The organism is Streptomyces inhibens (assembly GCF_003389455.1).
GTDB lineage: Bacteria > Actinomycetota > Actinomycetes > Streptomycetales > Streptomycetaceae > Streptomyces > Streptomyces inhibens.
On sequence record NZ_QUAC01000006.1, the window covers coordinates 60,089 to 72,367 of the forward strand.

The following is a 12,279-nucleotide window of genomic DNA, read 5'->3' on the forward strand; positions in this document are numbered from 1 at the left end:
CGGTCCCGCTAGGGGAGCTGTGCGGCGCGCGACTCGGCACGCGACTCGCGGCGGTTGTCGCGGAAGGTGTTGACCCTCCGGGCCGTCGCGAACAGCGGGATCATCGCGCCAAGGACCACCTGGAGGGAGCAGCCGGTCTGCAGCAGCAGCTGGCCGCCGGGGGCGTCCAGGGCCCAGGCCGCGAGCATGCCCATGCTGAGCACGATCCAGCTGAGCATCGCCACCGCGAGCCGGCCCCGCGGCTTGGGGTACTCGACCCGGCTCACCATCAGCCAGGCCACTCCGATGATCGCCAGCAGCGTCGGCAGGAACGGCAGCTCCAGCAGCACGATGGCGACGACGGTCAGGGCGCCGAAGGGGCTCGGCATGCCCTGGAAGATGCCGTCACGGATCGTGACGCAGGAGAAGCGGGCGAGCCGGAGCACGACCGCCAGGAGCACCACGACCGCGGCGACCACCGACACCCGCTGGTGCGCGTCCTGGGCGACCATGCCCCAGGTCACGACGAAGTACGCGGGCGCCAGACCGAAGCTGATCAGGTCGGAGAGGTTGTCGAGCTCGGCCCCCATCGCCGAGGCTCGCAGCTTGCGCGCCACCAGGCCGTCGAACAGGTCGAAGACCGATGCGAGCAGCATCAGGATCACGGCCATCGCCGCACTGTGCCGGGCCATCCCGCCGTCCTCGGTGCCCGTCAGATGCGGGATGAGGACCCCGGTGGTGGTGAAGTACACGGCCATGAAGCCGCAGATGGCGTTGCCGAGAGTGAGGGTGTCCGCTATTGACAGCCGCGTGGACAGCGGCATGTCGTCCTCGTCCTCGTCGGTCTCGGGTGCCCAGCCCGCCTGTGTCTCGGGATCAATCACGGTCAAGGCGAGTCACCCCCGCTGTGGTCGCCTGGCCGACCTCGACCGCCACCTCGACGCCCTCCGGGAGGTAGATGTCGACGCGCGACCCGAAGCGGATCAGCCCGATCCGCTCGCCCTGCTCGACCTTGGTGCCCTCGGGCACGTAGGGGACGATGCGGCGGGCCACCGCGCCGGCGATCTGCACCATCTCGATGTCGCCGAGCTCGGTGTCGAAGTGCCAGACAACCCGCTCGTTGTTCTCGCTCTCCTTGTTGAACGCCGGAACGAATCCGCCGGGGATGTGCTCCACGGACGTCACGGTGCCGGCCAGCGGCGCGCGGTTGACGTGTACGTTCAGCGGGCTCATGAAGATCGCGACGCGGGTACGTCCGTCCTTCCACGGCATGATGCTCTGCACCACGCCGTCGGCCGGAGAGATGACACGACCCTGAGCGATCTCCCGCTCGGGGTCGCGGAAAAACCACAGCATGCCCGCCGCCAGAGCGGTGGTGGGCACGGCAACGGCGGCCCAGCGACCCGACCGGCGGGAGCGGGCGAGGCTGACCGCTGCCGTGGCAACGGTCGGCAGGAGCCACGGCGACGCTCCGCGCGCGAGGCGGACGCGACCGCGTTGTGCAGAGGATTGGCTGTGGGGCATGGATGACCTTCGTAGCGGAGGATGCCGCGTATGGATACGGGGGACGGCGGCTTTCCGGGGATGCTATCGGTTGCGAGCGGCAACTGGCCAAGAGCCAGAGCCAATCCGTGGCCGAAGAACGATGACGGGGTGTGATCTTCGTCTAGACCAAAGTGGTCCAAACGGGACTTTCACCCCTGGATCCGGTACTCCTCGAGTAGCCGTCGCCCAATGATCATTTTCTGGATCTCGGCGGTACCTTCACCGATCAGGAGCATCGGGGCCTCGCGGTAGAGGCGCTCGATCTCGTACTCCTTGGAGAAGCCGTAGCCACCGTGGATGCGGAACGCGTCTTCCACTACCTCCTTGCAGTACTCGGAGGCCAGGTACTTCGCCATGCCCGCCTCGAGGTCGTTTCGCTGGCCCGAGTCCTTTTTGCGAGCGGCATTAACCATCATTGCATGGGCCGCTTCGACCTTTGTTGCCATTTCCGCCAATTTGAACTGGATGGCCTGGTGCTGGGCGATCGGCTTGCCGAAGGTGTGTCGCTGCTGTGCATACGAAACGCCCAGCTCGAAGGCGCGCTGGGCGACGCCGCAGCCGCGCGCGGCCACATTCACCCGGCCGACCTCGACGCCGTCCATCATGTGATAGAAGCCACGTCCGGTCTCGCCGCCGAGCACCCGATCGGCCGGGATCCGAAGCCCGTCCATGATCAGTTCGGTGGTGTCGACGCCCTTGTAGCCCATCTTGTCGATCTTGCCCGGGATGGTCAGGCCGGGCCGCACCTCACCGAAGCCGGCCTCCTTCTCCACCAGGAAGGTCGTCATCGACTTGTGCGGAGCGGTGCCCTCCGGGTGGCCCTCGTCCGTACGGCACAGCACTGCGACGAGCGTGGAGGTGCCACCGTTGGTGAGCCACATCTTCTGGCCGTTGAGGACGTAATCGTCGCCGTCCCGCACGCCCTTGGAGGAGATGGCCGAAACGTCGGATCCCAGCGCCGGCTCCGACATCGAGAAGGCGCCCCGGATTTCACCGGCCGCCATCTTCGGCAGGAAATAGTCCTTCTGTTCCTGCGTGCCGTGCTGCTTGAGCATGTACGCCACGATGAAGTGGGTGTTGATGATGCCCGAGACGCTCATCCAGCCGCGGGCGATCTCCTCGACGGTCAGCGCGTACGTGAGAAGAGACTCACCCAGGCCGCCGTACTCCTCGGGAATCATCAGGCCGAACACGCCGAGTTCCTTGAGGCCCTCGACGATCTGCGCCGGGTATTCGTCGCGGTGTTCCAGCTCCGTGGCGACCGGCAGGATCTCCTTGTCCACGAAGTCACGGACGGTGGAGAGGATTTCCCGCTGAATGTCGGTCAGGCCCTCGGTCTGCGCGAGACGGGTCATGACTACTTCTCCTTCTTGGCCGGAGGGGCCTGCAGCTCCGGGCGGCCGGGCTGCTCGCCGCCGCGCTCCTTGATGTAGGTGGCCGTGGGGACCATGACCTTGCGCCGGAAGACGCAGACCAGGGTGCCGTCCTGCTTGTAGCCCTTGGTCTCGACGTGCACGATGCCGCGGTCCGTCTTCGAGCGGGACGGCGTCTTGTCCAGCACCGTCGTCTCGCCGTAGAGCGTGTCGCCGTGGAAGGTCGGCGCCACATGCTTCAGCGACTCGATTTCCAGATTGGCGATGGCCTTTCCGGAGACATCGGGCACCGACATGCCCAGCAGCAGCGAGTAGATGTAGTTACCGACGACGACATTCTTTCCGAAGTCGGTGGTCTGCTCCGCGTAGTTGCTGTCCATGTGCAGCGGGTGATGATTCATCGTGAGCAGACAGAAGAGGTGGTCGTCGTATTCCGTGACGGTTTTCCCCGGCCAGTGCTTGTAGACATCGCCGACGGTGAACTCTTCGTAGGTACGGCCGAACTGCATCGCGCTTAAGCCTCCGGGGCCTCGAACTTGGATGTACGGGTCATGCCGGCGGCCCGGCCCTTGCCGGCGATGACCAGCGCCATCTTCCGGCTCGCCTCGTCGATCATTTCGTCGCCGAGCATCGCCGAACCCTTCTTGCCGCCGGCCTCCGAGGTGCACCACTCGTAGGCGTCCAGGATCAGCTCGGCGTGGTCGTAGTCCTCCTGGGAGGGGGAGAACACCTCGTTGGCGGCCTCGACCTGACCCGGGTGCAGCACCCACTTGCCGTCGAAGCCGAGGGCGGCGGCGCGGCCGGCGACCTCGCGATAGCCGTCAACATTCTTGATCTGAAGGTACGGGCCGTCGATGGCCTGCAGATCGTAGGTGCGGGCCGCCATCAGAATGCGCATCAGAATGTAGTGATAGGCATCCGCGCCATAGCCGGGCGGCTGCTCGCCGACCACCAGGGACTTCATGTTGATGGACGCCATGAAGTCGGCCGGGCCGAAGATGATGGTCTCCAGGCGCGGCGAGGCGCCGGCGATCTCATCGACGTTCACCAGGCCCTTGGCGTTCTCGATCTGCGCCTCGATGCCGATCCTGCCGACCTCGAAGCCCATGGTCTTCTCGATCTGCGTCAGCAGCAGGTCCAGCGCCACGACCTGCTGGGCGTCCTGGACCTTCGGCAGCATGATGCAGTCGAGGTTGGGGCCCGCGCCCTCGACGACCGTGATGACGTCCCGGTACGTCCAGTGGGTCGTCCAGTCGTTGACCCGCACGACCCGGGTCTTGCCGGTCCAGTCGCCGCCGTTCAGCGCGTCGACGATGTGATGCCGGGCGCCTTCCTTGGCGAGCGGCGCGCAGGCGTCCTCCAGGTCCAGGAAGACCTGGTCGGCCGGGAGGCCCTGGGCCTTCTCCAGAAAACGCGGGTTGCTGCCGGGGACGGCCAGGCAGGAGCGCCGCGGGCGCAGGCGATTCACCGTGGGGTGGGCCTGGGTCATGCAGGGACCTCCAGAGGGTCGAGCTGGTTCGCTTTCCGGATCTCGTCGACGATACGGCCGATGATCTCCGTAATACCGAAGTCCTTGGGGGTGAACACGGCCGCCACTCCGGCCTCCCGGAGCGCGGTCGCATCGGCGGACGGAATGATTCCGCCGACGATGACGGGCATGTCGTCGACGCCGGTGCGGCGCAGCCGGGCCAGGACGTCCGGCACCAGCTCGGCGTGCGAGCCGGACAGGATCGACAGACCCACGCAGTGCACGTCCTCGGCGACCGCCGCCGAGACGATCTGCTCCGGGGTCAGCCGGATGCCCTGGTAGATCACCTCGAAGCCGGCATCCCTGGCCCGTACGGCGATCTGCTCGGCGCCGTTGCTGTGCCCGTCCAGGCCGGGCTTGCCGACCAGCAGCCGCAGCTTGCCGCTGCCGAGCTCGGCCGCGGTCTTGGCGACCTTCTCGCGGACCGCGGCGAGCGGGCTGCCCTCCTCGGCGGCGACCGCCAGCGGAGCACTGGAGACGCCCGTGGGCGCCCGGAACTCGCCGAAGACATCCCGCAGTGCCCAGGCCCACTCACCGGTCGTCACACCGGCGCGCGCGCACTCCAGGGTGGCCGCGAAGAGGTTGCCGTCGCCCGCCGCGGTCTTCTTCAGCACCGACAGCGACTCCTGGGCGCGCCCCTCGTCGCGGTTGTCCCGCCATTCGTGCAGTGCCTGGACGACACGTGCCTCGTTGGCCGGGTCGACGGTCATGATGGCCGTGTCGAGGTCCGCGGTGAGCGGGTTGGGCTCGGTGCCCTCGAAGCAGTTGACGCCGACGATCTTCTCCTCGCCGGCCTCGATCCGGGCCCGCCGCTCGGCGTGCGCGGAGACCAGCTGCGACTTGAGATAGCCGGACTCCACCGCGGCCATCGCGCCGCCCATCTCCTGGATCCGCTCGATCTCGGCCAGGCAGTCGGTGACCAGGGCTTCCACCTTGGCCTCGATGACATGCGAACCGGCGAAGATGTCCTCGTACTCCAGCAGATCGCTCTCGTGCGCCAGGACCTGCTGGATACGCAGCGACCACTGCTGGTCCCAGGGCCGCGGCAGCCCCAACGCCTCGTTCCAGGCGGGGAGTTGGACGGCGCGGGCGCGGGCGTCCTTGGAGAGCGTGACGGCCAGCATCTCCAGCACGATCCGCTGGACGTTGTTCTCCGGCTGCGCCTCGGTCAGACCGAGGGAGTTGACCTGCACGCCGTACCGGAAGCGCCGCTGCTTGGGGTTCTCGATGCCGTAGCGCTCCTGCGTGATCTTGTCCCAGATGCGGCCGAAGGCGCGCATCTTGCACATCTCCTCGATGAACCGGACGCCGGCGTTCACGAAGAACGAGATACGGGCGACGACATCGCCGAACTTCTCCGGCGGCACCTGCCCGGAGTCGCGCACCGCGTCCAGCACCGCGATCGCGGTGGACATGGCGTACGCGATCTCCTGGACCGGTGTGGCCCCGGCCTCCTGCAGGTGGTAGCTGCAGATGTTGATCGGGTTCCACTTGGGGATGTTGGCCACCGTGTACGTGATCATGTCGGTGGTCAGCCGCAGGCTCGGTCCCGGCGGGAAGACATGCGTCCCGCGCGACAGATACTCCTTCACGATGTCGTTCTGTGTCGTGCCCGACAGCTGGGTGATGTCGGCGCCCTGCTCCTCGGCGACCACCTGGTACATCGCGAGCAGCCACATGGCGGTCGCGTTGATGGTCATCGAGGTGTTCATCTGGTCCAGCGGGATGTCCTGGAACAGCCGCCGCATATCACCGAGATGGGACACCGGGACCCCGACCCGGCCGACCTCGCCGCGGGCGAGGACGTGGTCGGGGTCGTAACCGGTCTGCGTCGGGAGGTCGAACGCGACCGACAGGCCGGTCTGCCCCTTGGCGAGGTTGCGCCGGTACAGCTCGTTGGACGCCTCGGCGGTGGAGTGCCCGGCGTATGTCCGCATCAGCCACGGACGATCCTTCTGACGCTCTGTCATATCAGGCTCGCATCTTCGTGTTTCAAACGTCTGCAGTGCCTCAGACGTTCCGACTGTGCCTGTGGGCCCGCTCCGCCTATGCGTTACGGAACAGGTTGATGGCGTCGAGGTGCTTGGCGCGCATCTCCTCGTCGCGCACGCCCATGCCCTCCTCGGGCGCCAGCGCCAGCACGCCGACCTTGCCCTGGTGCAGATTGCGGTGCACGTCGTACGCCGCCTGCCCGGTCTCTTCCAGGGTGTAGGTCCGCGACAGGGTCGGGTGGATCTTCCCCTTGGCGATCAGGCGGTTGGCCTCCCACGCCTCGCGGTAGTTGGCGAAGTGCGAGCCGACGATCCGCTTCAGTGACATCCACAGGTAGCGGTTGTCGTACTCGTGGTTGTAGCCCGAGGTCGAGGCGCAGGTGACGATGGTGCCGCCCTTGCGGGTCACGTACACGGACGCGCCGAACGTCTCCCGGCCCGGGTGCTCGAAGACGATGTCCACGTCCTCGCCGCCGGTGAGCTCGCGGATGCGCTTGCCGAAGCGCTTCCACTCCTTGGGGTCCTGGTGGTGCTCGTCCTTCCAGAACCGGTAGTCCTCGGCGTTGCGGTCGATGATCGCCTCGGCGCCCATCTTCCGGCAGATCTCCGCCTTCTGGTCGGAGGAGACCACACAGATCGGGTTGGCGCCTCCGGCCAGCGCGAACTGGGTGGCGTACGAGCCGAGGCCGCCGCTCGCGCCCCAGATCAGGACGTTGTCGCCCTGCTTCATCCCGGCGCCGTTGCGGGACACCAGCTGGCGGTACGCGGTCGAGTTGACCAGGCCGGGCGCCGCCGCCTCCTCCCAGCTCAGATGCTTGGGCTTGGGCATCAGCTGGTTGGACTTGACCAGCGCGATCTCGGCCAGACCGCCGAAGTTGGTCTCGAAGCCCCAGATGCGCTGCTCGGGGTCGAGCATGGTGTCGTTGTGGCCGTCGGAGGACTCCAGCTCGACGGACAGACAGTGCGCGACGACCTCGTCGCCGGGGCCCCAGGCGTTGACGCCGGGCCCGGTGCGCAGCACCACGCCGGCCAGGTCGGAGCCGATGACGTGGTACGGCAGGTCGTGGCGCTTGGTGAGCGGGGAGAGCTTGCCGTAGCGCTCCAGGAATCCGAACGTGGACATCGGCTCGAAGATCGAGGTCCACACGGAGTTGTAGTTCACGGAGGAGGCCATCACGGCCACCAGCGCCTCACCGGGCCCGAGCTCGGGCACCGGCACGTCCTCGATGTGCAGCGACTTGCGGGGGTCCTTCTCCTTGGTGGTGAGGCCGGCGAACATCTCGGCCTCGTCCTTGTGCACGGTCACCGCGCGGTAGGACTCGGGTATGGGCAGCGCGGCGAAGTCGTCGCGGGTGCTGTCAGGCGCAAGGATTGCGTCCAGGATTTCGTTCACGGTGTGCCTCCGGCGAAGCGCGTTGAGGGAAACGGCTTGAGGGAACGTCGGGGGTGGTGCGGAGGTGGTGCCGTCGGTTCGGCCGGGGTGGCTCCGTTTCCGCCGCCTCTGCTGTTGTCGCAGAGCCGTCGGCCGCGGAGCCTGGCAGCGCTGGGTGAGCGCGGAGCCCAGCCGTAGCTGGGAGGTTGCCTGTGACGCAGGCGTCCGGGCGGACAGCCACGTATGGCTGGTGGGACAGCCGGCGCGCGTTGGTTCTCTGCACGCCGGCCGCCCGGACACCTTCAACGTATGACACCGCGTGCCATGCAGCAAGACACTGAGTGCCAACAATTTCTCTCAGATGTCATCCAGGGGGCACGCATGAGCAACAGATGCCCCGATGGGAGGCCTGGAGGTGACACAGGGAAAATCCCCGTGTACGCAGCGTACGCGGGGATCGGATTAGGCCATCCGTGTCGCGGCCCGGTCGGCGCCGGGGTGCGGCCGGAGCCGGTCCGGCTCGCTCACGTCCGCCACGTCGGCGTGGGCGGTACGAGCGAGCCGGGTCGGTCAGTCGGTCAGCGGTTCACTTCCGGTCTTTGATCGCCTTGCGGATGGTGCGCATGACCTCGTCCAGCGGCGCGTCCGTGCGGGCCACCGCGACCAGCACCTCGCCCTCCCGCGAGACGGCCGCCGGGGGGCGCTCCCCGGTGTCCGTGCGGCCCGCGCCGATGCCGGCACCGAAGGTCTCCCGGACGATCTCGAACGCGTGGTCGAGCTGGGCCTCGACATCGCCCTCCGCGCCGGCCCGCAGCCAGCGCCGCAGCACGTGGTTGTGCGCGGTGACGACGGCGGACGCGGCGACCTCGGCGAGCAGCGGGTCGTCGTCGCCCTCGCGGTGGGCGCCCTCGTCGAAGTGGCCCAGGAGATAGCGGGTGAACAGCCGCTCGTAGCGGGCCACCGAGGCGATCTCGGCCTCGCGCAGGGTGGGTACCTCGCGGGTCAGCCGGTAGCGGGCCACCGATACGGCGGGGGAGGCCGCATACATCCGCATGACCTCCTTGATGCCGCGGCACACCGTGTCGAGAGGGTTCTCGTGCGGCGGGGCGGCGTCCAGGACGGCCTCGGCGCGGACCAGGGTGTCGTCGTGGTCGGGGAAGATCGCCTCTTCCTTGGAGCGGAAGTGGCGAAAGAAGGTGCGCCGGGCGACGCCCGCCGCGGCCGCGATCTCGTCGACCGTCGTCGCCTCGTAGCCCTTGGTCGCGAACAACTCCATGGCCGCAGAAGACAATTCGCGGCGCATTTTGAGTCGTTGCGCGGCCGCCCGGCGGGTGCCGGGAGTGCTGGTGTCGGGGGCGTCGGACGGCTGCGGGCGAGCGGGCTGGGACATGTGGGGACGGTACTGCATATTTACCCGGCCTGCGGCATGAGGTGCCGCCTCCGCCCTTGTCAGCGGGGGTGGACCGCCGTCGGGTTCCAGCAGTCCACCCCAGCCTCCCCCGGTCGGGCGGGGGCGCCACCACGCGTCAGCGCCGGGCGTACTCACGGAAGCCGCGGCCCGTCTTGCGGCCGAGGCAGCCCGCCGCGACGAGGTGCTCCAGCAGCGGCGACGGGGCCAGCCCGGGGTCGCGGAACTCGGCGTGCAGCACCTTCTCGATGGCCAGCGAGACATCCAGGCCGACGACATCGAGGAGTTCGAACGGGCCCATCGGGTAGCCGCCGCCGAGCTTCATGGCGGCGTCGATGTCGTCCAGGGTCGCGTAGTGCTCGTCGACCATCTTGATCGCGTTGTTCAGGTAAGGGAACAGCAGCGCATTCACGATGAAACCGGCCCGGTCGCCGCAGTCCACCGGGTGCTTGCGGACCTTGGCGCACACCGCCCGCACCGTGGCGTGCGCATCGTCGGCCGTCAGGACCGTACGGACGATCTCCACCAGCTTCATGGCGGGTGCCGGGTTGAAGAAGTGCATGCCGATGACGTCCTGCGGGCGCGAGGTGGCGCGGGCGCAGGCCACGACCGGCAGCGAGGAGGTCGTGGTGGCCAGGACGGCGCCCGGCTTGCAGACCTTGTCCAGCGTCTTGAAGAGCTCCTGCTTGACCGCCAGGTCCTCGGCCACCGCCTCGACCGCCAGGTCCACGTCCGCGAACGCGTCCAGCGACCCGGCCGGGGTGATCGCCGCCAGCGCGGCATCCCGGGCCTCGGCCGTCAGCCGGCCCTTGTCCACGGAGCGCCCCAGCGACTTGGCGATCCTGGCCTTGGCCAGCTCCGCCTTCTCCAGGCTCCGGGCGGCCAGCACGACCTTGTAGCCCGCCTTGGCGAAGACCTCGGCGATCCCGCTCGCCATCGTCCCGGAACCGGCCACGCCGACGCCGGTGACGGTACGGCCGGCGGCGGTCCCGTCGGCGGCCGCCGGGCTCTTTGCGTCCGGCACCACCGTGGCGCTGCCAGGGGCGTCGTACGTGTAGAAGCCGCGGCCCGCCTTGCGGCCGGTCAGCCCCGCCTCGGCCAGCTGGCCCAGGATCGGCGCGGGGGCGTGCAGCCGGTCGTTCGACTCGGCGTACATCGCCTCCAGGACCGTACGGGCGGTGTCCACGCCGATCAGGTCGAGCAGCGCGAGCGGGCCCATGGGCAGGCCGCAGCCGAGCCGCATCGCGGCGTCGATGTCCTCACGGGTCGCGTACTTGGACTCGTACATCGCGGCGGCCTGGTTCAGATAGCCGAACAGCAGGCCGTCGGCGACGAAACCGGGCCGGTCNTGGTTCAGATAGCCGAACAGCAGGCCGTCGGCGACGAAACCGGGCCGGTCACCGACGGCGATCGGGTCCTTGCCCAGGTCGCGGGCCAGCTCGGTGACGGCCGCGACCGCGGTCGGCGCGGTGAGCACCGAGGAGACCACCTCGACCAGCTTCATGGCCGGCGCGGGGTTGAAGAAGTGCACGCCGAGCACCCGCTCGGGGCGCTGTGAGTCGGCGGCGAGGCGCGTCACGGACAGTGCGTTGGTGCCGGTGGCAAGGATGGTGTCCGGGCGCACCACGGCGTCCAGCTCGGCGAAGACCTGCCGCTTGAGCTCGTAGTCCTCCGGCACCACCTCGATGACGAGATCGGCGTCCGCGGCGGCCTGCAGATCGGTGAAGGTGCGGAAGCGGGCCAGGATGTCCTGCCGCTCCTGCTCGGTGATCCGCTCGCGCCGCACGGCGCGGGCGGTGGCGCCTTCGAGGGCGGCGACGGCATGGCGGGCCGCGGCTTCGTCGGTGTCGATACCGATGACCTCGCGGCCGGCGCGGGTCAGGACCTCGGCGATGCCGGTGCCCATGGTGCCCAGGCCGACGACGGCCACGGTCGAAAGGGACAGAGGGGAGACTTCGGTTGAGAGATCAGGGGTGGACTGAGGGCCCATCGCGAGACTCCTGAGGGTGTTCCCCTGAGGGCAGGGGAGAAGTGACGACTGAGGGGTAACCGCGCGGACGCGAGGAGCAGCGAAGACGCGGCGGCAGAACCCGCGGCGGTGAGCCGCGAGGAGCCGCAGCGCTGCTGGCAGCGCCGGCGGTGGGGAGTTGCGGCGGGCCCTGTCCCGGGGCCGTGCCGTGTTCTCCGTACAGGTGTCGTGCTGTGTGGTGCCGAACCGACTTCACTCTGTGGCGGCTGCGTCACCAGGCCGCCCGAGCAGTGGTGCTGCTCGTTCCAGCAGGTTAACCGGTGGGTAACCAGAGCGCCAGGGGTAGCGCGGGTCATTAGGCTGTGGTGCAGACCACGTCGCAGGAACCGGGGCGGCCCGGCGGGAGGGAAGCGGCAAATGGAAGACGAATTCCACGAGTTGACGGACCGGGTGCGGGCCGAACTCCGCTCCCCACAGGATCTGGTCGCTTACGAGCGGTTGCTGGGGCTGGCCCGCAAGAACACCCCGGCCGGGCGCGAGGAACTCGCCCGGATGCTGGTCGCCGTCGAACGCCCCCTGTGGGCCCGGGAGATCGCCGCCTTCATCCTGGGCTGCGCCGGCGACAAGCGGGCCTTCGAGCCCCTCGTACTGCTGCTGAACTACCGCGACCCGGTGCGCTGCGCCACCGCCGCGCACGCCCTGGGCCGGCTCGGCGACCCGCGCACCGCCCGCGCCGCGGCCGCGCTCGCCACCAACCCGCTGCGCACCGCCTACGCCCTGCACCCGGTCCGGCTGCTCGCCGAACTGCGCGCACCGCAGTCCGTACCGGCACTGATCGCGACCCTGGAGCGGCTGCTGACCCCGCACAACCCCTACTGGCGGGTGGCGCTCGCCTGTGTCGAGGGCCTGGGCGCGCTGGGCGACCGGCGGGCCGTCCCCAGCCTCACCGCCGCCGTCGCCCATCCACGGCTGGCGGCCGCCGCGGCGGCGTCACTGGCGCGGCTGGGAGTGCACGAGGACGTTCCTGCGACGACCGGGCCCGAGACGCCGGACGGGCCGGACGCCGGGGCACACGGCCACGCGGCCCGCGGAGTCGGCCGGGCCCCCGCCCCGG

Annotated in this window: 10 protein-coding genes and 1 pseudogene; 1 reads left to right on the forward strand and 10 read right to left on the reverse strand. The window is 69.0% G+C overall.

All coding sequences use genetic code 11. From position 1 onward, the window contains the following. Window positions 1–8 precede the first annotated feature (8 nt). From pssA to DY245_RS45630, 10 genes and pseudogenes are all read right to left on the reverse strand, one after another. Entirely contained in the window at window positions 9–869 is an 861-nt protein-coding gene (gene pssA / locus DY245_RS00875; RefSeq protein ID WP_181923449.1) for a CDP-diacylglycerol--serine O-phosphatidyltransferase, read from the reverse strand. After that, window positions 856–1,503, reverse strand: a complete 648-nt coding sequence (locus DY245_RS00880) for a phosphatidylserine decarboxylase (protein ID WP_128502425.1) — start codon at window positions 1,501–1,503, stop codon at window positions 856–858. Before DY245_RS00880 ends, pssA begins: the two co-directional genes overlap by 14 nt. A 170-nt stretch (window positions 1,504–1,673) precedes the next feature. Then, window positions 1,674–2,879, reverse strand: coding sequence for an acyl-CoA dehydrogenase family protein (locus DY245_RS00885; protein WP_128502426.1), 1,206 nt, complete (start codon window positions 2,877–2,879; stop codon window positions 1,674–1,676). 2 nt (window positions 2,880–2,881) lie between these two features. Then, on the reverse strand, window positions 2,882–3,406 hold the full coding sequence (locus DY245_RS00890; RefSeq protein ID WP_030079426.1) for a MaoC family dehydratase: 525 nt from the start codon (window positions 3,404–3,406) through the stop codon (window positions 2,882–2,884). A 5-nt stretch (window positions 3,407–3,411) separates the two neighbouring features. After that, complete coding sequence (locus DY245_RS00895; protein ID WP_128502427.1) at window positions 3,412–4,386, reverse strand: HpcH/HpaI aldolase/citrate lyase family protein; 975 nt, start codon at window positions 4,384–4,386, stop codon at window positions 3,412–3,414. Next, entirely contained in the window at window positions 4,383–6,395 is a 2,013-nt protein-coding gene (locus tag DY245_RS00900; RefSeq protein WP_128502428.1) for a protein meaA, read from the reverse strand. The genes DY245_RS00895 and DY245_RS00900 overlap by 4 nt, the downstream gene beginning before the upstream one ends. Before the next feature lie 76 nt (window positions 6,396–6,471). Continuing rightward, entirely contained in the window at window positions 6,472–7,809 is a 1,338-nt protein-coding gene (ccrA, locus tag DY245_RS00905; RefSeq protein WP_128502429.1) for a crotonyl-CoA carboxylase/reductase, read from the reverse strand. Window positions 7,810–8,374: 565 nt separating this feature from the next. Next, entirely contained in the window at window positions 8,375–9,178 is an 804-nt protein-coding gene (locus tag DY245_RS00910) for a TetR family transcriptional regulator (RefSeq protein WP_181923450.1), read from the reverse strand. A 136-nt stretch (window positions 9,179–9,314) separates the two neighbouring features. Then, window positions 9,315–10,544, reverse strand: a 1,230-nt coding sequence (locus tag DY245_RS00915) for a 3-hydroxyacyl-CoA dehydrogenase family protein (RefSeq protein WP_244942745.1), incomplete at its 5' end; no start/stop codon positions are given. A 1-nt stretch (window position 10,545) separates the two neighbouring features. After that, a pseudogene (locus DY245_RS45630) lies at window positions 10,546–11,186 on the reverse strand (3-hydroxyacyl-CoA dehydrogenase family protein); the annotation flags it as partial. Between the two features lie 396 nt (window positions 11,187–11,582). On the opposite strand from DY245_RS45630, the gene DY245_RS00920 reads away from it, so the two are divergent. After that, window positions 11,583–12,279: HEAT repeat domain-containing protein (locus DY245_RS00920; protein ID WP_342354157.1), on the forward strand; the 697-nt coding region annotated here is incomplete at its 3' end.

Excerpts from the sequence above, each read along its gene's own strand:
- DY245_RS00880 (WP_128502425.1), bottom strand. The coding sequence starts at position 1,503 with ATGCCCCACAGCCAATCCTCTGCACAACGCGGTCGCGTCCGCCTCGCG.
- DY245_RS00885 (WP_128502426.1), bottom strand. The coding sequence starts at position 2,879 with ATGACCCGTCTCGCGCAGACCGAGGGCCTGACCGACATTCAGCGGGAA.
- DY245_RS00890 (WP_030079426.1), bottom strand. The coding sequence starts at position 3,406 with ATGCAGTTCGGCCGTACCTACGAAGAGTTCACCGTCGGCGATGTCTAC.
- DY245_RS00895 (WP_128502427.1), bottom strand. The coding sequence starts at position 4,386 with ATGACCCAGGCCCACCCCACGGTGAATCGCCTGCGCCCGCGGCGCTCC.
- DY245_RS00900 (WP_128502428.1), bottom strand. The coding sequence starts at position 6,395 with ATGACAGAGCGTCAGAAGGATCGTCCGTGGCTGATGCGGACATACGCC.
- DY245_RS00910 (WP_181923450.1), bottom strand. The coding sequence starts at position 9,178 with ATGTCCCAGCCCGCTCGCCCGCAGCCGTCCGACGCCCCCGACACCAGC.